Here is a 21198-nt window from a genome sequence, read left to right on the forward strand (position 1 = left end):
GCAACACGGTCATTGAATTGAAACTGGAGCATCATGCCGCATAGCCATGGCCTTCTGCATCACCTCGCCCATAACTTCGATTGGGCATTTGAAGTCGAAGCGCTTACGCGGACGCATGTTCAGTTGCAGTGCGATGGCATTCAGTTCTTCCTGGCTGTGTACCGACAGGTCTGTGCCTTTGGGCAGGTACTGGCGGATCAGGCCATTGATGTTTTCGTTGCTACCGCGCTGCCAAGGGCTGTGCGGGTCGCAGAAGTAGATCGCCACGCCGGTTCTTTGGGTGATCTCGGCGTGTCGCGCCATCTCCCGGCCCTGGTCGTAAGTCATGCTCTTTCGCATCTCCAGCGGCATGCCATTGAGCGCGGCGCTGAAGCCTTCCAGCGCCGAAGTCGCCGTCGCGTCGTTCATCTTTACCAGCATCAGGTAGCCACTGGTGCGTTCCACCAGCGTACCGACGGACGAGGCGTTGGCCTTACCCTTGATGAGGTCGCCTTCCCAATGCCCCGGCATCTGCCTGTCTTCAATCTCCGGCGGGCGCACATGAATACTGACCATCTCGGGGATCTGGCCGCGCCGATCCACACCACCAGAGCGCGGTCGGCGTGTCGTCTTGCTTTGCCGCAGGCAGATGATCAGCTCCTTGCGCAGTTCACCGACCGGCAGGGCATAGATCGCGTTATAGATCGTCTCGCGACAGACGTAGGCATCTCTGAGGCTGGGAATGTTCATGCTGCGCAGCTTGCCGGCAATCTGCTCGGGAGACAAACGCTCACGGAGCATATGCGCCACCAACTCGAAGCGCTCACCACCCGGCAACAGCTTTCGCTTCGGTCGACACACCTGGCGGCGAGCCTGCATCTGCTGCTGGGCCGCGTGGGCCGAGTAGCCGCCACAGACATCTCGATTGCGGCGCAGCTCCCGGCTGATGGTCGAAGGGGATCGGTTGATCAAGCAGGCAATCCTACGCAGGCTGAAGCCTTGAGTACGACCGATTTGAATGGTGGCGCGCTCTTCAACGCTGAGTTCGGTATAAGACATAGTGGCAGCACCGTACCGGAAAGGTCAGGTGTTGCACTCAGTTTTTGCCGCCGCCCTGGATAATGCTTGGGCGCATAAGGCGAAGCATGTGATTGAGGTGCTAAATGATAGGCTTGGCTGTGTGGTGGAGTTCGGTAGACCGTACACCCCCAATGATCGCCCTATTGTGGAGCGTTTTTTTCTCTATTTGGTGCAAAACTTTTCTCACAAAATAATTGGTACCACGGGGAGTGAATCCACAGATGAGATCAAGGCACGTTTATCGCCAAAGTCCAAAAACCCTTTGAAGATGTTGCTGTCTCTAGAAGAGTTGGAAAGTTCCGTAGACATTGTGATCTCTGACTATAATGGTCGTCCGCACGCGTCAATCCAAGGCCACACCCCATTGGACTTGTTCCTCATGCGTATGGAGGCAAGGGCATTGCCGCCGAACACACTGCCTACCCGTTATCAAAATGAGGCAGCGTTTACGCGAATTCGCGAGCCAAAGATCGTTCAGTCAAATGCCAAATACGGGGGCGCGTTCATTAACTTTGCTTACCAGAAATACCGAAATCCGGATGTATTGCGGAGTAATTCGGCAGGACGGAAAATGATCATCGAGTATTCTCGTAGAGATGTATCTTCGATCAATTTGCTTGATGAGTCTGGTGCATTTGTTGGTGTGCTAACACCACCGCCACCCTACTCAAACACGCCACACAGCTACAGATTGCAGACTGAGATTTCAAAGGCCGTGAAGGACGGACAATTCCGCTTTACGGAAAATGAGTCATTCATTGAAGCTGTCCGTAGGTTTCAATTGAAAGGTAACAAAATGACTCGAGAGAGAGCGACTAGTCTCTACAAAAATACTGGCATGACTTCAGTAGGTTCGTCTGTCGAGGAAGAAACGTCTCCTCCGACATCGGAATCACAAGTCGACAGAGTAAAGCTGTTTAAAGTTTTCACTTTTTGAATAGAGGGTGCAAATGGACATCCAGGATACGCGACCCGTCGAGGTTGATCTTCATCCTGTCTGCAATCAGCGGTATTTGATCCCGACATTTTCGATCGGTGAGACTTACGCGCTTGTGCTTAAGGTTATTCGTCGCAGAGACTCTGGTTTAGTGATCTGGGGGCATACCCGTTACGGTAAGACTTGGGCAATGCTTTATTGTCAGCAATGCCTTGCACAAGATTTTCCTGATTTTCCTGTTGTTATTTACAATGCGAAGCGAGAAATATCAGCCACGAAAGGTAATTTTTATAACTCACTGCTGGCGGTTGTCGGTCACAAGCAGTGGAATGACAATGTTAGCCTCTCAAAAAAACATCTTCGGTTAGTGAATTTCATGGAGCAAGCGGCGCGCAGGGATTCACGGCAGGTCTTTATTCTATTCATGGATGAAGCTCAGCGGCTTCAGCAGCAGCATTTTGACTGGGTCAAGGATATCTATAATGACCTGCGGCTAAAGGGTGTGACATTGCTTCCCATCCTGGTAGGACAGCAGCAACTGCTTGATCAGAAGGAAGCCTTCCTCAAAACCGGGGTGGAGGGGGAGGCTATTGTTAATAGGTTCATGCTTTACGAGCACCCTTTCCGCGGCATACGCGAAAAAGAAGATTTCGCGACCTGCCTTGGCTTTTTTGACAGTACCCCTTATCCGGCCAATTCCACATGGACTTTCACCAAATTTTTTGTCCCACAGGCATATGCCAATGGCTTTAGGCTGGCGCAAGTGAAAGACATACTGTGGGATGCCTTTTGTGATGCTTACAAGGAATTAAAGCTAAAAAGCAAAATGGAAATACCGATGCAGTATTTCAGCAAAACGATAGAAATTATTTTGCGCGATAGTGTTGACATGGATCACCCAGGCTACACGATTACCAGGGAGTTCAGCTTGCGATCTATCCGTGAATCTTGGTTTCAAGCCGCAACGCGCAATAGTAAAGCTGCTGATCCGAGCGCCTGATGATGATAATCGTCCCGGATACTAAAACGATGAGCATCAATCCCAGGTATTGTCCGGTGGCCCCACTGTACATGGCTTACGAATCTGCGTATTCGATTCTAAGCCGGTTTGCACTTTATAACGTCATCCACGGAGATACACTGGTTAAAATCTTTGCGCCATCACAGAGAGAGGGTAATGGTAAGCGTAGCCGATTCCCAAACCTCGCCCACAGCGCGGCTGTGAATCCGGTAGCGATTCGCGAATGCTTTACCCTTGATAGAGCGCAACAAGATGCACTTTTCTTAGTACCTTCAGCTGTACCGAGCAATGATCACATTGCAGCCAATTTAAGAGTTTGTCCCGTATGCATGGTGCGTGGTGTGCACTACTCCCTATTTCAATACCTACTCATCAAGAAGTGCCCGATCCATCAGGTCGAGTTGAGCCAAGCGTGTCAGACCTGCGGCGGGGCGATGGATTACTCGTTAAACAGCAGGTTGTTCCGTGAACCATACGGCTGCAACTATTGTGGCCATCTGCTGCGACTCAAGGGAAGTCAAAGTGGCCGGTCCTATTTGAATAGATCCGGGCTGAACCGGCTGATTTTAGCCCATCGAATTTTTGAGCGCGGCAGGGATCGTCAGGTGTTTTTTGATATCAATCAGCCGACCAATATTTACTTTGATAATGCCGCTCAGTTTTCCTCGGCTATCACCGATTTTGCGGTGCATCAGCGTGCGCTGTTCAATGAGGTTCAGGCTAGGGCGGCATCAGGTCAGGGTGATAAAAAAGTGGGCTTTTACAGAATCAGTAACATCAGTCGTTGCTCGACAGTGAAAAGCTCGGTAATAGAGCTGACAGTCAATGACCTACTTCCGATTTTGAAGTGTATCTTCCGAAAAATTAGAAAGTGTTTTCTTCCTGAAATCAAACTGAGCAAGAAAAATCTTGCCGGAATTTGGCGAAGTATTGAGGAGTGTGATGTGCCCAGGCAAGGCTATCAACTCGTCGGCTATCTTGACTGGCTATGTTTTTGGTACGGAGTTAAAACGCCATCCGACTTGTGCGCGAAAGCAAGGTCATGTGTCAAAAAAAAACTGGGAGCCTGGCTTGAATCGAAACGGACGCACGAAGTATTTGCTTCACTCAAAGGGGAGCGCGAAAAAAATTGGCTGATGACGAAAATACTAGCTCATGAAATTATTTTTTTCATGACCAGGCAGATACGCCGGCTATCCGAATCGGATCTAACCTGCTCTAGGCTCTGTACGTAAAGTATTGTCGCAAGCACCGCATAGCGCAGGCCAATGAGACCATCGCCGCAAAACTTGTTGCGAGCTTGTCGAAGCGCGTCACGATGCGACGGTTCTCCTTCAGCCAGCCAAACATGCGTTCGATGATGTTGCGCTGCCGATATTTGGGGCGATCAAAAAGTCGAGGCAATCCTGGCTTGGTTTTGCGCTTCATGCTTCGCAACGGAATGACTGGCTGCATGCGATAACGATCACAATACTGGCGCAGCGCTTCAGCGTCGTAACCCTTGTCAGCCAGCAACCAGCGGCAACGCTTGCGTGGGCGACCGCGCAGGCTGGGTATGCAAGCCTGATCGAGTAGCGGTTGGGCATAGGCTATATCGCTGGCTTGTCCGCCTGACAACAGGAAACGCAGAGGCACACCATTGGCGTCGCACAGCATGTGAATCTTGGTCGTCAGGCCACCCCGGCTGCGCCCGAGCGCGTGGTCTTGCGGTTCTTCAAATCCCCTTTTTTCCCGGCACCTGATGAGGCCCGGGTTGCTCGTACGGCAGTGGAGTCGATCATCCATGTTTCCAAGTCAATCAAACCCTGCTCATTCAATCGGATATGAAGACGCTTGAGCATCTGATCAAAAGCTCCGCAATCACGCCATCCCCGGAACCGTTGATAGATCGTTGACCAAGGGCCGAATCGTTCGGGCATGTCTCGCCAGGCTGCGCCAGAGCAAAGCACCCAGAGAATACCGTTTAGCATCAGGCGATCATCGGCCCGAGGGCGCCCGGTGCGCTGATTTTTGGTGAAGATATCTGCAACCAGATCCCAGGCTGCGTCGGGGAGTTCATACCGCTTTGCCATCTTGGCCTCCTGGCTTTAATGGCGGTGTATTTTACAGAAAATCGTATTTCTTGGGTTTACGTACAGAGCCTAGGACGACCCCCAGTCAAGTGGTCTATCGCCGGTGGGTAGGGCCCGCTGCGTGGGCGCTGATTGTCCTTCCCCAGCAGTCCGCTTGTGAATTCCATTTTACAGCCCGCTCCGTTTTCGCTGAACTCGGTCGGTCAAAGGTGAGCAAACCGGCGCAGCGAGAGACGTATGCGTCGCTGTCACAGTAATAAGCGATTAGTCTACGCCCCAATTGGCCCAGGCCGCTTCATCGATGCCTTCCCCGGCAATCAGCACGCGCTTCTGTCGCAGGTTGGCATTTTGCGTCTCGGCAGGTCTTTCAGTGGCGTGTAAATCCTCCGGCTCTGTCAATGCTAGTCGAGAGTTACGAATCGCAGCGTCCCAATCTTCGTAAAAGTATTGGTCTTCTGAGGCTGCTGAGGTGGGGCGCTCAAGTGCTTTATCAAAGTCGGCCGTAAATTGGAGGTTGACGGCCTTGTGGATTTTTCCAAGGTGTGGAGTGGGTGCGGCACGTTCACTGACAAATCCTTCCGGGAAGGGCGTGGCGACAGGGTCGTAAAGATTGGCAACCGATAGGCAGTTCACACTGCTCAGCATTAGCGCAAAGCGGTAGCGGCGTTCCAATACGACTTCTACCTCGTGGGCACTCATCTCGAACTCGACCCCAACGTCTCCCATGCTGAACAATTGTTGGTGACCAGCGCGATATTTCTCCAAATGATGATGTCGGCCGAGTAACACCTGCAGGAGGGTCGCGCTCCCTTCGCTGAGGCAGATCTTCTTATCCTTGCCGAATTGGAAATACCACTCATCATTGTATCCGTAAAGAAGATCGGTGCATTTTGCTTTGGCCAGATCCGATGTGGTGCATCCTGTTTCTTGTAACAAACGAAGCATCGCGAGATCCCTCACCCAGTGCTCCACACCTCTGCAGGTTCCGCAAATCAGTTCCAGGCTTTCGCCTGAGTACAGTTTTGTGTGTGCTGTGAGTTCAGTAGCATGGGCAAAGCGAGTGGCTTGACGGTAGAGCTTCTTCATCTGGGAACGCAGGGGGTCCAGATTTTCGCCGAAGCGATGTTCCTGCCAGTTCATGGCCGCGGCGATTCTGGAAGCGGCCTGGCGATTGCTCAGTCGACCCAAGCCTTTCAGTTCACGCTGGATGAGCAAGTCATCAATGTAGACTGGAAGGTAGTAATTCCTGGGCTCTGTGGGTTCTGCCGGTCCGGGGTATACAGTGATATGTGAAAGATAAAAATACACATAGGCCTCTAGCGGCAGCAGGCTATCACTGAGCGACTTGTACTGTGTGTGGCGCAACCATAAGTCGACATGCTGAAGGTAACGCGCCACTTTACGCCGTCTACGTAGGGGTACGGTTTGCAACAGAAAATCGGTGATTTCCTGACCGAGACAGGGGATGAAATAGAGAGTTTGCAGTAGTGCCATGGGCTGCTCCGACAGGCAATCATCACTGATGAGTCGTGCACGGGGGGCTTTCAGTTGCACAGATTCGCACGTCGCGGATCAAGCGAAGCGTATTGCAGCAGGGTTTCTTTGAAACCATGGACTTATGAACGGTCGTGCTCACAGGGCGGTCGTTGCGGTCCAGAAGCACACTAATCCTAGGCCTGCTGACTGGATACCCCGAGGCAGCGGCGCACGATGTGCTAAGTGGTGATCATTGAGTGCGTTAGCGCTCATGCTAAATCCCTGCGTTGCGCCTGACTGAGATCTAGTTCTAGCCTAGCAAACGGAAGAAATCACGCAACGTGCAAGCCGCCCGCTGTCACATCATCTTCAAGCGATAAGCAACGATGCACTGGTACATTCGCCAACTATGTCTGTTCGTACTTTCGCTTTACGGGCAGTTGCCGTAAGGCTGAGGATCCGTTTCGCTGGTTTCCTTAGCGCGTCTACTCTCCCGTAGGCGAGAGTGCCTCAAAAAATGGAAGATCTCGCTATCATCAGATTTGCTTTTTACATCGTCTCGGGCACATCAGCCAAGGGCCTGAACTGAGTTGGCCAGTCTTTTCTCTTGTCCGAATTGGGTGGTATAGAACCGTTGTTCAATGCCATAAATAAGGAGTTTCAGTTCATTGTCTGTCGAAATTTCGAACTGACCACTGTTGGCATTAAAGACGAGTTGTTGGCCGCAGTAGCCATCAATGTAGGTCAGCATTCCTGCTTTATCTTGTTCGGGTAACGCCTCTAATGTCGCCATCGCCAAAGCAATACGCTTGCGATTCGGTTTGGAAACCTTCTCCGCTGCAAAATCGTTGGATAAGGTGATAAATGGTTTATCAAGGAACTGCTCAACCTCCTCTTGCGTTGCTTCTTTGTACAGTTCATCGATCCCGGGGAAAATACTGGAAATAGTGGCTAGGTTTTTGAAGATAAGGGTGTCAGAAGCTCTGAGGTAGACAGCATCTGGCTGAGCATTAATCACTAAGCGGCTCTGGGACTCTTCAATCTCCGCAACCTCGCCGAAGACTACAGTCTTCCGTTTAAGAAAAAGTGAAGGTGTGACTTTCTGAAAATAAAAATCTTCCCCTTGGCTCGCCACTAGGTAAGAGATGTCATTAAACTGTCGCTTGGCCAGATCGTCATACACTTTTGCGTCAAAATCGCCCTTCAGCATCTCCACACAAAATGTTTGTGCGGAAAACTCCTCAACTTTGAACCAAGAATCCTCGTCCAGATTGTGATCAGGACAGTAATTTACACAAGCGGCGGGATCAATGCCCAAGTCGTCGAAAAGCGTGTAATCAGAAATCAACTTGAAGAATGGTTTTTTTCTGAGTTTTTTCACCTTTACCAGTACGCAATCCATATGCTCAGCCTTTTTCTATGAATGTGTAGTTATTGATTCTATAAGCTTTTTCGATCACGACGTCATCCGGTAACTTGTACCCGGCTCGTGAGATTAGGAAAATTGACGCGCGCGCTGTAGTGGTTATGTTATAAAATTCGTAGCCATACAATAAAAACAGCGGATTGAAATACAGTGCTTGCGAGCGGTAGGTGAAAACAAACAAAACGCCGTATACAAAGAGCAGGGTTTCCCAATTTGGAACGCTGAGCGCCACGAAAAAATATCCGAGATAGCTCGGTAAAAAACTATTATTAGCATGATCAATGGAGTCAACTTGGCCTGGCTTGAACTCATCCTTGCCCAGCGATGGACTTAGCACCAAGCTTAAGCCTGTGAGCAGCACGGGGACGCAGAGATAGAGGCCGTACGACACGAAATTGGGAAGCGCAACAACAAGGCCATGCTCAGGAAAAAAAGACCCCAGCACGTAGCCCTTCTGAACCAAAAATACGATTACTAGGAGAGACGTCGCATTGAAGGTCAGTAGCAACCGGAAAGGAACGTTAAGGTCGAGTTTCGGCCACTCCATGGCATCTCCAGTGCGTGACGCCGACTGTGGATGTCGACAGGTGCGAGATAGGGCTCTGGACGATATCAAATAGCCACGCTTCACGTCCACAACGAATACTTCACCAAGTGCGGCTGCGCGAACCATAAACGCGCGGTCTCGGGAGAGACAACAAGGTTCTGGTGACCACCTTTCTAGCGCAGGGTCTGAGTCTAAGATTGTCCAAACGGCAGTAGTGGGCAATCCTGCAGGGCTCGTCGAGCATTGCTGTGACACGACGCATCACGATCTCTAAATGGTCGGAGGCGATACAGGCAATTGCTCGATTCATGACTGTGATCGCTTCTATCCTAGCGGCAGCGTCCGTCAGTTCCATCCGCGATACGGTGTAACGACGATTCTTGTGTAGGTCATTCGGCTTTCCGGGCGACCACTATTTGTGGTCAGCCTTGCTTACCTACAGTGGCAAACAACAGATGCTCGCTTGGTGCCAAAAGAGCAGCGCCGTGTTATTTTCCGTGTTCTGAAAAGTAAGCGATTACCCGGTGCCAGCGCTGGCGTCTCACGGGAGAGATCATGGTGTTGCAATGGATTCGCAAGTGGTTCTCCACGGTCGCTGCGGGTGCACCTTCGGAAGAAGGCGTCAGTCGCGCTGGCCGCTTTGATCTGTATGTCAACGGAGCTGCACCACTTCCGTTCGGCCGGTTTGCGTCGTTGAAACAGGCCGAGGTCTTGGCTCAGCGCAGTTTCAAGGGCCAGCACTACCGGATTGTGGATACTTACACCGGGGACGCCGTAGTCTTCAACTACAAGAAAACTGCACTGCTTCCGGAGCCGTTCCTCCAAGGAATTGACATTACAGGTCAGGTGACGCCTACGCCGGCGTTCATCCGGGAGCTGCACGCCAGGAAGCCGATGCTCACTCAGCCCACTTTCTGTTGGCAAAACTGTTTGCTCACCATCCTGAGTCTTCAGGCCTCACATCCGCAGCTTCGTTATGCACTGTCACTCATTCATCACCCGGAGGCAGGGGTCGAGGGGCATGCACTGATCGAGCACGCAGGGCAGTTTCACGATCCCACCCTGGAGCATCAGTCTTTACTCCGTCCGCTGGTCACCTACCGGCTCCTGGAAGTACTGGAGCCCGATCAGCTATTTGGGCAGATTCTCGCGCGATTTGGTGAGGACGGCCTCAAGGAAATGCGCCAAGGACGGCGGGCGTGGTCAAATTTCCGCGTGGATGCTGGCGGTTCGCGGATCTTCGACCTTTGAATTCCGCGTAATTTTTGGAAGCCACTGCGTTGGCGCTGCAGGATGAGCTGCCGCAGGCGTACAACTGCCAGCGCGGCGGCGTCTCGTCGAGATGGCGCGTCATACCGACAATCGATGGGGATTGGCCGGCGGCGGCCATCAGCTTTGCAGCTTACCTTTAAAGGGAGAAGGCATGAGTCACTACTTTGATCATGCGAGTCAGGAACTCAACAGCAAGATCGCCCAGGCCAAGGTGTACATCACCCGGCACAACCCGACCACTGGCGCACTGGCCGAAGCGGTGCTTCGCCAGTTCCTCAAAGACCACCTGCCGGGGGCGGTCAGCGTGGAGCAGGGCTTCATCATCGACAGTGCGGGCGGTTTATCCAAGCAGTGCGACATTCTGATTTACGACTCGCACCGGTATGCCCCGTTCTATCGAGTAGAGGGTGTGGTTGTGGTGCCGGCGGAGGCGGTGATTGCTATTATCGAAGTAAAAACCTCGATCAACCGAGCCGGATTTCATGAGGTGATTCGCTATTTCCAGAGTTTCCAGAACCTGCGATTGGCGGCGAGGACGTACTTGTTCATGTTCAACGCTCCGACGTTGGGGACTGTCAGCAGGCACTTTCATTCATTTCGACACCCAGGCAGCTATCAGGAGTTCGATCATGATACTTTCCAGTTCCTCCCGGACGAAATCACCGGCCTAGATCATTCCTACCATTTGCATAGAGACATGGTTATCCACGACCGCGATGCCATGGGCTATCTCTCGTACTTCTACGAGGATCACGAAGGTACCGCGATCAACGCACTGGAGCGGTTCTTCCTCTCTGTGTATGCCTGCGTCGAACGCCACTTGAGAAGTAGTCTGCCCGTGGGTGTGTTGGTGCCGCGAGTGTCCTATCACAACAGTACTCCCAGCAAAACTATTTTCGCCATTGACTTGTTCCCCATGTAACCTCAGGTATGCGCTGCACTTGCTTACATCGTTCAGTGGCACAACCGCTTCAGTGTTTCGCGTTTGTCATGGTTGAGACGCAGAAGGCGCCCCCCCCTTTTGACCTGGCTGCTTATTCTGGTGGGGGTTCGCTCGCGCCCGGTGTCGATCCGAGCAGCTTACTGGCCCGACTGTCAAGCAGGGCGCCCGCCTGGAAGTAGCCCATCACCGTGCTCACACTGCGGTGCTCGGTCATTGCCATCACCTCACCGAGCGGCACGCCCTGGCGTCCTGCCTCGGTGACGAAGCCTGAGCGCAGACTGTGCGCTGCCCAGTCCCCATCAAGACCTGCCATCGCCGCGCGGCGTTTGACTATCCGCGCGACTTGGTCGCCGGACAGTCCATGCGGTGCGACCCGGCCACCTTTGTACAGGCGGCGAAACAGCGGGCCGCGGCAGGCCGGTGCTGCTTCCAGCCAGGCACTCAGTGCCTGCGCCGCCGGCCCCTGCAGCGGTTTTTCTCGGCGTACGCCGCCAGTGTCGGTCTTGGTCGCCCCAAGTGTGTACAGCCAGGTGTCGGCATCCAGCCGGCGCAGGTCTTCGATCTGCAGGCCGATCACCTCCGAGCGGCGTCGGCCGCCACCGCTCCAGGCCAACAGCAGTAGGGCGCGATCGCGCACGCCGCGTACGCCGTCGCTGCAGGTGGCGAGCATTGCCTGCAATGGCTCCAGGACCACGGCAGTTTTCTTGCGCTGTGCCACCCCCTGGCGCACTTGGGCCTTGCGCGCTTCCCGCAGCAAGGTCTTCACCGCCGGCGTCTCGGTTGGGTTGTCCCATTGCTTCAACCGGTGCCACTTGGCCAGCACGGCGAGACGATGACTGACCGTACTGAACGCGAGTGCTCCCAACTTGCCCTTGACTCCCATTGCGACCAGGGCGGCATCGAGGTCTGCGGGCAGCAGGTGGCTCCAGCCGCCGTCAGCGCCCGGGCGGGCAAGGTGATCAACGATGAATTGCACTGCGACCTCCGGCGGCAAGGCAGCGTCGCCGAGCGCGCGCCGGTAACGCAGGCGCAGCCAGGCTGACCAGTAGGCGAGGGCGCTCTGGTAGCTGCGCACCGTGTTGGCGGCGGTGCCGGCGGCGATGAACGCCTCGGCGGCGGCGCGGGTGCTGGCCGCCAACTCGTGCGGCGCCAGTGGCGTGTCAATCGATGGCTGCAATGATTCTGTATTATTCATTACGTTCTACGTATTATTAATTTAGATTCAATCTAATAAGGTCGGATAATCATTCATTATCAGACCTAATATAGCGGAGGGCAGGGCATGGCGGTAGGCGTACCGGAAAGCGAGGTGTTTGCCGCGGCAGACGCGGTGCTGGCCCGTGGCGAGCGGCCGACGGTAGAACGGGTGCGCCTGGAACTGGGTCGCGGCAGCCCGGCGCGGGTCGGCGCCTTGCTCGACCAATGGTGGGAACAGTTGGCCGGCCGCCTGCGCGGTGAAACGCGGTTGCCCGGACTGCCGGCGGAAGTGGCCCAGGCCTTTGTCGCTATCTGGCAGCAGGCGACCACCTTGGCTCAAGGCGTGGTCGAGCAGTCACTGGCCAGCCAGCGGCAGGTGCTCGCGGAGGAAAGAGAGGAGCTCCTAGCATTGGATACCCGCGCCCGGCTGGACGTTGCTCAGGCGCGACAGCAGACGGCAGAGGCAATATCTGTGCGGCAGAGCGCTGAAACCCGCCTGACCGATCTAGAGCTACTGCTGGCCCAGCGTCAGGCGCAGATTAAGGATCTGCAGGAACAACGTGGCGCCTTGCAATTGGCCTGCGACACCTTGCAACAGCAGTTGCATGGTCTGCAGGCCGAACAGCACGACACCCTGCATCAAGTCGAGCAGGCTCGGCTGGCACAAGAAGCCTACGTGCGCGGTGTCGAGGAGCGCGCCTACCGCGAAATTGACCGAGCGCGCGAGGAGAGCAAAACACGCCAGGTTGAACGCCGAGAGCTCCAGCGCCAGTTCGACCAACTTCAGCAACGATCGGAGCAAGACCGTCACGTCTTGAGCGAGACGCAGCGCCAGGCAGCCACCCAGCAGGCGCGGGCCGAAGTGGCGGCGGAGCAGGGCGAGCAGCAGCGGCAAGCTCTGGAAGGCCGCTTACATGCCATGCAGCAAATGCTTGACGAGGTGCGACATACGGCCGCGGCCCAGCAGGCGCGTGCTGACACGCTGGAGCAGCAACTGGTCCAGCAGCAGGCGCCGAAGCTGCGTAAGTCCAGAATCAAGGAGCGGTGATGGGTCGGGGAGGAGCACCGCAAGCGGTCGCAATACCATGTCTAGAGTGCAACAGGGCTGCGCGACTGACGCGAGGCGTGGTGTCGGCGATCCGTACAAGGTGCGTCGAAGGCCTTGCACCCGCGCCTGCCCTGTAGCCCGCAGCACCTAACCCTCGCTTGAAATCTGTATCGTGAGACTGGCGTAGCATAATCTCAGCTGCTCGGTCGCGTTGTTGATATCCTTTGTCTTGAGAAACCTCATGCGGTTGAGCCAATACCTGACTGAATACGATGAAGACCTCAGTGGCGACAGCCAGATTGATCCGTTGGGTGTACTGACCATCTGGTCTGCCTTTGGCCAGGAAATCTTTCGCAACCGGGTCAATTCGGTTTCGAACGACGTACGAAACTACACGCTCAATCTGCTGCATCATGCAGTGATTAAGGACCTGTTCGACGATGTTGATACCGGCCCGAGCAAAGCATTGCGTGAGCAGTCAGGAGGACGTCATGGGCTGGCGCTGTGCCAGGCTTGTCTAGTCTATCTGGAGAACATATTCACGTATGCCATGGTGACTGCTGCGCCCGATACCGGCGTTGACAGTCAAGGCGTGCTGGGCGCCAGCAAGGCTCGTGCACGTCTGGAGGTCGACAGTAACCCATTTCTGCGCTTCACCCATCAACCAGCCGGACACCTGTTGGTGCGTCAGTTGGGCTTGGGTGTGAGTGGGCGCTATAAGACACCGTTCATGCAGATAGGCTTCTTCAACGACCGCTACAACTACCACCACAGTCAAGAAGCAGGACTGTTGTGGGTGAAAGTTAAGGGGATGATTCAAACTCACGAGCCGTTTCACAGGTTGTTCCAAGAAGCGCGCATGCATTTGCAGGGGATTTTCCTGCGCTTCAAAGCAGGTGGCGGAAGCGCGCTCAAGCAAGTACCGGGCAGTCTGATCAAGGCCTACCGAAGAGCACTGCCGAACTCCGCGCAAGTAGGCGCTGCCACGCGCGACTTCTGGCTAGCCTTGACTGGCCTCGACACGGGCGCTGCGGGTGCACTGCTGCGGGTGATGGATGATCAAGTTCAACACAATCCAGACGGCCACCTGCCGATCCAGCAGTTGTTCGCCCTGGCCGAAAAAAACTGCAGCGAAACGCCCGAGCGACGCAAGCTCGTGCACGTGCAGCAGGTCGAACCACTCCTTGCTCAGGTCGATCTGCTGTTTACCCTGGCCTGTCATGGCCGGCACCAGAGCCTTGGCGAAATCGAGGCGCACTGGCAAGGGCTGGGGCGCGATGCCGCAACCTTGCCGGCGGCCGCCGCGCGTATCGATGCGCATTCAGAACTGCTCGGCATTCTTTCGCACACCGGCCGCCGACGGCTGGAGCGACTCATGAGCTTGGCGCGTCAGGAACGCTTCAGTGACCAGTTTCTCGGCATGGTGGACTACCACGCGACGGTGATGCGCGAGCGTGGCCAGATACCCTGGGTTCAAATCGACCAGGCCGAGAAGGTCAAGCTCAGTGCTCGTACCAGGGCATTGCCTGAGGCGCAGGATACGCCCATGCAGCGCTGGGTGAACACGTACTACATTCCCCAGTTTGACCATTTGGTGACCGGTTATCGGGGCGGCCAGGCATGAAACTGCATTCAGCATTCAGCGAGCAAGTGAAGGCCTGCGGCCGGTTGCGCAGGGTTTGGCTTACCAGCTTCAACATCGATATCGAATTCATCGAAACCTATGTGTTGCCAACCGTACTGGGTGCCGAGACTCCCCGCACACGCATGGAGTACGAGGCGCTTCAGTTGGCGCTGACGGAGCAGCAAATCGACCTCAGGGTCTTTTGTGACCGGCGTTTCATCGGTGCCGACCAGAACAAGCGCACGGCGCTCCAGGTGCACGGTGTCTGTACTGCGCAAAAAACGGAATGGAGCTACCCAGGTGTTGGCGAAGACAGCTTGTTGCATGCAAAGGTGATCTATCTGGAAGGTGAGCAGGGGCGCGTGCTCGGCGCGGGCAGTGCCAACCTCACACTTAGCGGATGGGCGCGCAATCAGGAGGTATTCCACTTCCAGCCGATCAATGCGCTTTCGCTTTACCAGTCCGTTAAAGCGTTCTTCCAGGCACTGTTCACAAATGTGGGCGTACCGTGCCCCTTGGAAAATAGGCGCAGTAGCTCGTTCGCCAGCGCTGAGTCAGCCGTGCGGTTCTGCCACAGTTTTCAGAGGCAACCGTTTCTCGTCCAGTTGCTGGGCGAGCGTGCTTGCCATCACCTGGCAGTCTGGTCCCCTTATCTGCCGAAGGATCTGGCTCTGTTCGTCAGCCACCTGAGGAGCAGCTACGAGCAGGCGCGCATGAAGGTCAGCCTGGTGCCGGACCGGCTCGATGGGCAGTTCCTGCGTACCGGTTGGACCGAGGCGCTTGGAGACCTGCTGGCAAACGATGAGTTGCGCTTGCGGCACAACCCGACCACGGTCGATGAGCGCACACCGATGACCCATGCCAAGCTTTGGAAAACCTCCACGCACCTGGCCATCGGCTCGTGGAACTTCACTCGGGCGGGCAGCAATTCGCTGCTCGACTCACGGGGTAAAAGGCTACCCGGCAACAACATCGAGGCGGGCTTTATCTTGCCGAACAACAGTGCAGTGGAAAGCGTCCTCGGCGCCACGATGGACACCAGCCCGGCATTGTTCTTGAGCGACGAAGCATTACAGGCGCAAGCGTTGAAAATCCCGCAGAACCTTCCCTTTGACATCGTGGTGGAGTTCGACTGGGCGGAGCAGGTTTACCAACTGCGCGGCCAATGGCATATAGGGCAAGAACCGGATCAGGGATATAGGATCAAGTTGCCGGATATCGACGCTGCATTCGCGCTCGACTGGAAACCACGAAGCCACGGATTGAAGGCGTGCAGAGTGCCGGTGGCGCACGTGCATGCACTGTTGTTCGATCACAGCTTCCAGGTGCTCAAGGACGGCCGGGAGTGCTTCGTCGGCATGTTGCTGGAGACTACCCCCGAGTTCCGACGCGCGCAGCGGTACGACGACTTGGTTGGCCTGGTCGACGCCATGGCGCAAATCGATATTGTGCCCAATCAGGATGATGTCGGATTTCGTGTCCGCGAATCTGCAACGGGTGAGCCACAGGTTGATGGGCTGAGCGCCGACCTAGGCGCCGTGGCAAGCGAGCAAGACGGTTCAGACTCTGCGCATATCAGCTACTTTCGGTTATTCACGGCCAGCTACCAATTCGCGGCCCGGTTGCGTGGGGTTGAACGATTGTCAGTGCTTGAACACTGGGTGTTCGTGCGACCGGGATGCCTGCAGGAATGGGTAGACAAGACCCGCCAGCGACTTCGTGGATCTACGCCCAATGTTTTCGACTGGTTCCTGGTCCAGGAGGTTAACGCGCTCTGCAAGTTGGCGCTGGCACTCCGTCAACGCTTGCCCAAGGATGACAGCAGGATTGCCTTGTCGCGTTGGCGGACACTGAAGGTCGATATGCCACCGTTACCTGCCGAGACCAATGATGATTTTCGGCAAATGCTTGAGCAGGAGCTCGGCGGATTGGAAAGCAAGTGGGGTGGGACATGAGTCGATTTGAAGAGGGTGTGCTCATCCCTGAAACCGTATCCCAGTGGATCAACTTCAAAGGGCGTAAGGATTCCAACTGGACCTATCAGGCAGATGATCGCGAATCCATGGCGGCCAAGCAGACCGAAGGGGTGGCCTACCTGTGGAACCTGTTGGTAGCGGGCAAAGTGGCGCTACTGGCGGATGAAGTCGGCATGGGCAAGACCTTCCAGGCGTTGGGTGTGGCTGCATGGCTGTGGAAAAACAAGCCTGATGCCAAGGTGCTGGTAATGGCGCCCAATCGACATTTGTGCGGGCATTGGCGCAGGGAGTTCGAAGGCTTCATTCGTGAGCACATTCGCCAAGCCGATGACCGAGTTAAAACCGAAGATGGCATGCCCGTAGCCACGGTCTGTGAGTGCTACCAGCTGGAGCACCTGGTGCAGTCGGTGCAAAACAATGAGGGGCAGCTTTACCTCACCACGGTCTACGCGCTCAGTGGCTTGCTCGGCCCCGAGCGGCGCGCGGAAGGCCCCGAGGGCGCAGGCAGTATCGCGGCCAATTGCCATCATCGATTAAAGCAGCACTTGGGGCCCTCGGGCTTTGACCTGATCATCGTCGATGAGGCGCATTACCTGCGCAACGTCTCGGGTGGATCGCAGCGTGTGAGTGCCGCAAAAGCGCTGTTTGGCAACGCTGACAGCCGGCTGGGTGTCTGGAACCTATTGCTCACTGCGACGCCCAGCCATACCCGGTTGGATGATGTGCAGAACATCCTGGGTTATTTTACCCAGCTCGATCGTGATCCTGCCCTTGAAGCCATGAGCGGCGCCGAGCGCACGCGTCAGTTGCTGCAACGGTATGCCTTGCGGCGTCTGCGGTTGATGGAGGGACAGGGCGGTTTGTACGGCAAGCGGCACTACCGCCACGAAAAAGCCGTACCTGCGAGCTTCGATGGGCGTCCGGATGCCGAGATGTTTTTTGCTCTGTATCAGAAGCGGCTGGTGGCCGACCTGGGCCGGCAGAAGGAGAACAAGAGTCTCACTTATGGCTACCTGGAAGGGTTCGAGTCGTTTGGCTGGAAACCGCAGATCGATTCTGGTGCCGATGCGGATTATCAGGATGCGGTCGAAGACCGGATGGTGGAGGATTTCTCAAAGGCTACCGATACCGAGCTGTTGCGCGACCTTACCCGTCGCTATCGCGACCAGTTTCACACCTTCCCGGATCACCCCAAGTACGGCTTGATGATCGACCAGTGCGTGCCGAAGGCGGCTGATGGCCTCGGCACTGCGCTCGAGGACTTGAAGCACCTGATTTTCGTTCGGCGTATACCTTCTGTTCGTGAACTGACCCAGCGCATCAACGAGCGCTACGACGAGTTGTTGGCCGGAATGATCGTCAATGCATGGGGCAAGCAAGCGGACGATCCCGCAGTCAGGCATTGGCGTCATCAGGGTTGGTCACGCGATGGCTATGCCCAGTTTCATGAAGGCGTGAAGCACTCGCTTGCCGAAGTGGACGCGCACGAGGAGGCAGGGCAAGACGAGGGCGAGGGGGAGGGTACGCAGTTGGCATCGCGCATCGCCGAGCTGTTCGTGGTCAAGAAAGGCTCAGGTGGGCAAACCGATTGCGCCAATGTGCGCCTGCGCTTCAGCAAGCCGGAAAGCGTCTTTGCACTGTTCCTCGAGCCGGCATCGGACTACCTGACTGGCGGTTACTCCGCGTTCTACGCCAAGGCGGAGACAGGTCGGATCGACTATGCCAATGCCGCCAAGTACGTACGCTTGCACGGTTGGGACGTGCCGGGGGTCCACGATGCCGCCGCCCGCATGCGAGGTGCACCGCGCGACCGCCTGGAACATCCGCTCCACAGCGTCTGGTCGCTGTTGGTACCGCGCCTGCCGCCGGCGTTGTATCGCAAGCTCGAAGGCTGGGCGCGCGACAACAAGGCGATTGCGGAGAACTTCGCGAACTACATCAAGGCCGGGTTTCTTTATGCGAGCCCTGTCGTCGTCGAGCTCTACGCCTGGTTTGTCGAATACCGGCAGCAGACCCGCGAGCGTGAGGTGCAGCGTGCGTACCGTGGTTTTCATGACTGGGTAAGCCTACGGGTCGATGGCTCGTTGATGCTGCGCTATTTCACCGCCGCGTTGGAAACGTTTGACACGCTATGCGGCAAGATCATCGACCATGGCCTGGATCAATGGGACGAGGAGTGGCGCAGCCTCAAGCGCCTCACCAGCCCATGCTGGTACGCCAGTGGAGACAACAGCGAAGGTCGTCAGCGTCTCATCCTCGGCTTCAATAGCCCGTTCTATCCCAACGTGTTGGTGTCCACTTCGGTACTCCAGGAAGGGGTCAACCTGCATTTGCAGTGCCACCAGATCCATCACTACGGCCTAGCCGGCTCACCCGGTGACAATGAGCAGCGCGTGGGCCGGTTGGATCGCCTGTTTGGCTGCGTGAACCAGCGGCTGCAGCGGTCAGGTAACGCGGAGTTGAGCATTCACTATCCGTTTCTGCAGGGATCGGTTGATGAAGACCAGGTTGCTTCGTTCATCGAGCGCAAGCATCAGGTGGAAGAGCAAATGGATGCGTGCGTACAGGTGCACTTCGACAAACAGCTAAGGATCAGTGACGCGCAGCAGTGGCGTAGCTTTCTGCGCAGACCGCTACCCATCAGCGATGAGCGTTTGCAGGATCCTTATGGTGCCGTGTTTACCAAGCTGGGCCAACAGTAGCTGCAAGCACATGAGGATCTGATTGTGTGCGCCTGAAACCTGATGCATGACCGTGCGTTGGTTGTGGGTATGGCAGAAAGCCTCTAACATAAGGCTTGCAATGCGCTTGCCCGAACTCCACCACAGTAGTGGGGTGAATGAATCATCCTTCTGCCAATCCAGCACAAGCCCAATGCGGCTTGCGTGAGGATTGAAAAGTGCGTTTTAGTACTTTTCACAACCGTACATTGCGGAGGGCAAATGCGAGTCGATAGCCGTTAGCGGATGCTGAAGGCCCGAGTGCGAAAACCGCACCGGCAGTCCACAACATGATGCGATGATGCGGATGGCAATCTTTATCAGCCTTCAATGGACGGAGACGCTGCTTGCTCGATTTTCTTTCACGATTACTGAACGCGTTTGAGCCGTCTCTATCGGGGCGTAATTCTCAACCGGAGCGCACGCATCGCGCGGCTTCCCCCTCACGTCCTCCCAAGGGGCCGAGTACTTCGCTTGGTGCGGAGAACTGTGGAAGGATCGTTGCAGGTAGCGTTGTCAAGATCTTGCCGAAATCTGTATTGATACAGTACCAAGACACGACCGTACTGATTCCTCAACATGAATTGTTGAGCCCAAACGCCAAGTTCGAGAACCCGGTCAGTCTATTCAGCGTAGGCGACAATGTGGAGTTCGTGCTGACCAGCCGGGACCAGAGGGGCTGGCGGGGCAGCGTTCACGCGCTGACCGAGGCCCGGCTGCGTAACGCTTTGGGCAACCTGCAGCCAGGCACGGCAGTGCGTGCGCGGGTCGAGCGTTTTGATGATCGAGGCGCCTGGCTGTTGGCTGGCGCGCTTGTGCTCCGGGTGCCATTGGCCGAGATCAGTTGGAGCTGGATAGATCATCCTTCAGAGGTGCTGGACCTTGCTCAAGAATACATTGTGCAGATCAGTACTATTTTGCTTGAGGAAAATTGGCTGACGGAGAAGCGTGCTCGCAACGGGCGTGTTACTGCCAGCATCAAGGCTTGCTTGCCACAGCCTGAGTCGCCACGAATCACGTTGTATTTCAAAGCAACCGAGTTTCAGGTGCGCACGTTCGCGCGGGTCCCCAGACGCTGCGACGCGGTTGCACTGTTCGCACTTGAGGCGTTGAACCAGCATTTGAGCGTGAGTGAAATCGCCGAACTGACTGGCCTTCCGTTGGTTTCAATCCAGGAGATTGTGGCGTTGCTTGGAGAAGAGGGGCTGGCGGCCGGTGAGACCATCACTCAATCAGGCGAGCGATTATTAGCAGGCGTGGCTACTTCAAAACTGCTCAATGACTCTGGCGTCGCTGGATTGTTTGCAAGCGCGGCACCTGCAGAGCAGCAAGTTCATCCCATTGACGCTGTGGCTCAAACGTACCCTCGACATTTGCCCACCCCAGTATTCAGCCACAAACAACAGAGCCGTTTCATGCGATTGAGGGGGGACGAGTTGCCTGATGGTCTGCTGCTCCGCGCTCAGATCGGCGAGGTGCAACGTGAACAGCTTACGGCCATGCTCCGCAACCCCCATGTCCACTTGTTCCTGTCGCATACCCCCAACTGGAGAGCCTTGAAACTTGAGGTATCCCAGCATTGGGTGCTCGCAGGGCTGTGGAAGAGTTTTCACGCTGTAGGGCGACCACCGTTCAGGCCACCTCCCAAGGAGAGAGGGTGTGACGCGTTGCTCATGGTGCGTTATCGGGATTCAGCGCAACAGCTCTACTGGGAGCCTGCAACGGGCACGCTCTGGGCGCCGCGCGAGGGCGGCGTCAAGGCCCAGGAGGCTTCAGTGTGTGCGGAGGATTTCATTCAACACATGCCTGACGACATCGCTCAGCGCTTGGCAAAGGCAGGCCCTGGTACATGGTGTTGGGTTCAGCTTTGACGTGGAAGG

Annotated in this window: 15 protein-coding genes and 1 pseudogene; 10 read left to right on the forward strand and 6 right to left on the reverse strand. The window is 55.7% G+C overall.

Features of this window, described 5'->3' with window-relative positions; all coding sequences use genetic code 11:
* Nucleotides 1-9 precede the first annotated feature (9 nt).
* Nucleotides 10-1038: an IS30 family transposase gene (locus C3F42_RS01280; protein ID WP_100774681.1), complete on the reverse strand. Its 1029-nt coding sequence runs from the start codon at nucleotides 1036-1038 to the stop codon at nucleotides 10-12.
* Between the two features lie 28 nt (nucleotides 1039-1066).
* Between C3F42_RS01280 and C3F42_RS29220 the strand changes: the two genes are divergently transcribed.
* Genes C3F42_RS29220 through C3F42_RS01290 form a run of 3 tightly spaced genes read left to right on the forward strand, consistent with a single transcriptional unit; the run spans nucleotide 1067 to nucleotide 4252 of the window.
* The gene (locus C3F42_RS29220) at nucleotides 1067-1996 is read left to right on the forward strand and encodes a hypothetical protein (protein WP_158659509.1); all 930 of its coding nucleotides are present in this window, start codon (nucleotides 1067-1069) and stop codon (nucleotides 1994-1996) included.
* A 13-nt stretch (nucleotides 1997-2009) separates the two neighbouring features.
* Nucleotides 2010-2996, forward strand: a complete 987-nt coding sequence (locus tag C3F42_RS01285) for an ATP-binding protein (protein ID WP_004577540.1) — start codon at nucleotides 2010-2012, stop codon at nucleotides 2994-2996.
* Between the two features lie 29 nt (nucleotides 2997-3025).
* Nucleotides 3026-4252 (forward strand): TniQ family protein, encoded by a 1227-nt coding sequence (locus tag C3F42_RS01290; protein ID WP_158659510.1) that lies wholly within the window; start codon nucleotides 3026-3028, stop codon nucleotides 4250-4252.
* Here C3F42_RS01290 and C3F42_RS01295 read toward each other — a convergent pair.
* From C3F42_RS01295 to C3F42_RS01310, 4 genes and pseudogenes are all read right to left on the reverse strand, one after another.
* Nucleotides 4236-5089: pseudogene (locus C3F42_RS01295) on the reverse strand (IS5 family transposase). The gene C3F42_RS01290 and the pseudogene C3F42_RS01295 sit on opposite strands and share 17 nt — an antisense overlap.
* Nucleotides 5090-5353: 264 nt before the next feature.
* Nucleotides 5354-6583, reverse strand: a complete 1230-nt coding sequence (locus C3F42_RS01300) for a hypothetical protein (protein WP_004577538.1) — start codon at nucleotides 6581-6583, stop codon at nucleotides 5354-5356.
* Between the two features lie 550 nt (nucleotides 6584-7133).
* Nucleotides 7134-7967 (reverse strand): hypothetical protein, encoded by an 834-nt coding sequence (locus C3F42_RS01305; protein ID WP_004577537.1) that lies wholly within the window; start codon nucleotides 7965-7967, stop codon nucleotides 7134-7136.
* Between the two features lie 4 nt (nucleotides 7968-7971).
* Complete coding sequence (locus C3F42_RS01310; protein ID WP_004577536.1) at nucleotides 7972-8538, reverse strand: hypothetical protein; 567 nt, start codon at nucleotides 8536-8538, stop codon at nucleotides 7972-7974.
* Between the two features lie 555 nt (nucleotides 8539-9093).
* Between C3F42_RS01310 and C3F42_RS01315 the strand changes: the two genes are divergently transcribed.
* Nucleotides 9094-9789 (forward strand): hypothetical protein, encoded by a 696-nt coding sequence (locus C3F42_RS01315; RefSeq protein WP_004577304.1) that lies wholly within the window; start codon nucleotides 9094-9096, stop codon nucleotides 9787-9789.
* Nucleotides 9790-9961: 172 nt separating this feature from the next.
* Nucleotides 9962-10732 carry a DUF6602 domain-containing protein gene (locus C3F42_RS01320; protein ID WP_004577305.1) on the forward strand — a complete coding sequence of 257 codons (771 nt, stop codon included), beginning with the start codon at nucleotides 9962-9964 and terminating at the stop codon, nucleotides 10730-10732.
* Between the two features lie 112 nt (nucleotides 10733-10844).
* Here the strand turns inward: C3F42_RS01320 and C3F42_RS01325 are convergent, their stop codons facing one another.
* Nucleotides 10845-11948: a site-specific integrase gene (locus C3F42_RS01325; protein ID WP_024717480.1), complete on the reverse strand. Its 1104-nt coding sequence runs from the start codon at nucleotides 11946-11948 to the stop codon at nucleotides 10845-10847.
* A gap of 87 nt (nucleotides 11949-12035) precedes the next feature.
* On the opposite strand from C3F42_RS01325, the gene C3F42_RS01330 reads away from it, so the two are divergent.
* The 5 genes from C3F42_RS01330 to C3F42_RS01350 all read left to right on the forward strand — a co-directional run bounded on the left by C3F42_RS01330 (nucleotide 12036) and on the right by C3F42_RS01350 (nucleotide 21189).
* On the forward strand, nucleotides 12036-12998 hold the full coding sequence (locus C3F42_RS01330) for a DNA-binding protein (protein WP_004577307.1): 963 nt from the start codon (nucleotides 12036-12038) through the stop codon (nucleotides 12996-12998).
* Between the two features lie 241 nt (nucleotides 12999-13239).
* A complete protein-coding gene (locus C3F42_RS01335; protein WP_023102082.1) occupies nucleotides 13240-14622 on the forward strand; it encodes a hypothetical protein in 1383 nt (460 codons plus the stop codon).
* A complete protein-coding gene (locus C3F42_RS01340; RefSeq protein ID WP_004577309.1) occupies nucleotides 14619-16577 on the forward strand; it encodes a hypothetical protein in 1959 nt (652 codons plus the stop codon). The genes C3F42_RS01335 and C3F42_RS01340 overlap by 4 nt, the downstream gene beginning before the upstream one ends.
* Complete coding sequence (locus tag C3F42_RS01345) at nucleotides 16574-19300, forward strand: DEAD/DEAH box helicase (RefSeq protein WP_004577310.1); 2727 nt, start codon at nucleotides 16574-16576, stop codon at nucleotides 19298-19300. The genes C3F42_RS01340 and C3F42_RS01345 overlap by 4 nt, the downstream gene beginning before the upstream one ends.
* A 365-nt stretch (nucleotides 19301-19665) precedes the next feature.
* Nucleotides 19666-21189 carry a hypothetical protein gene (locus tag C3F42_RS01350; RefSeq protein WP_023102079.1) on the forward strand — a complete coding sequence of 508 codons (1524 nt, stop codon included), beginning with the start codon at nucleotides 19666-19668 and terminating at the stop codon, nucleotides 21187-21189.
* Nucleotides 21190-21198: the final 9 nt, after the last annotated feature.

The sequence above is a fragment of the Pseudomonas sp. PONIH3 genome (assembly GCF_002934345.1).
Classification (GTDB): Bacteria; Pseudomonadota; Gammaproteobacteria; order Pseudomonadales; family Pseudomonadaceae; genus Aquipseudomonas; species Aquipseudomonas soli.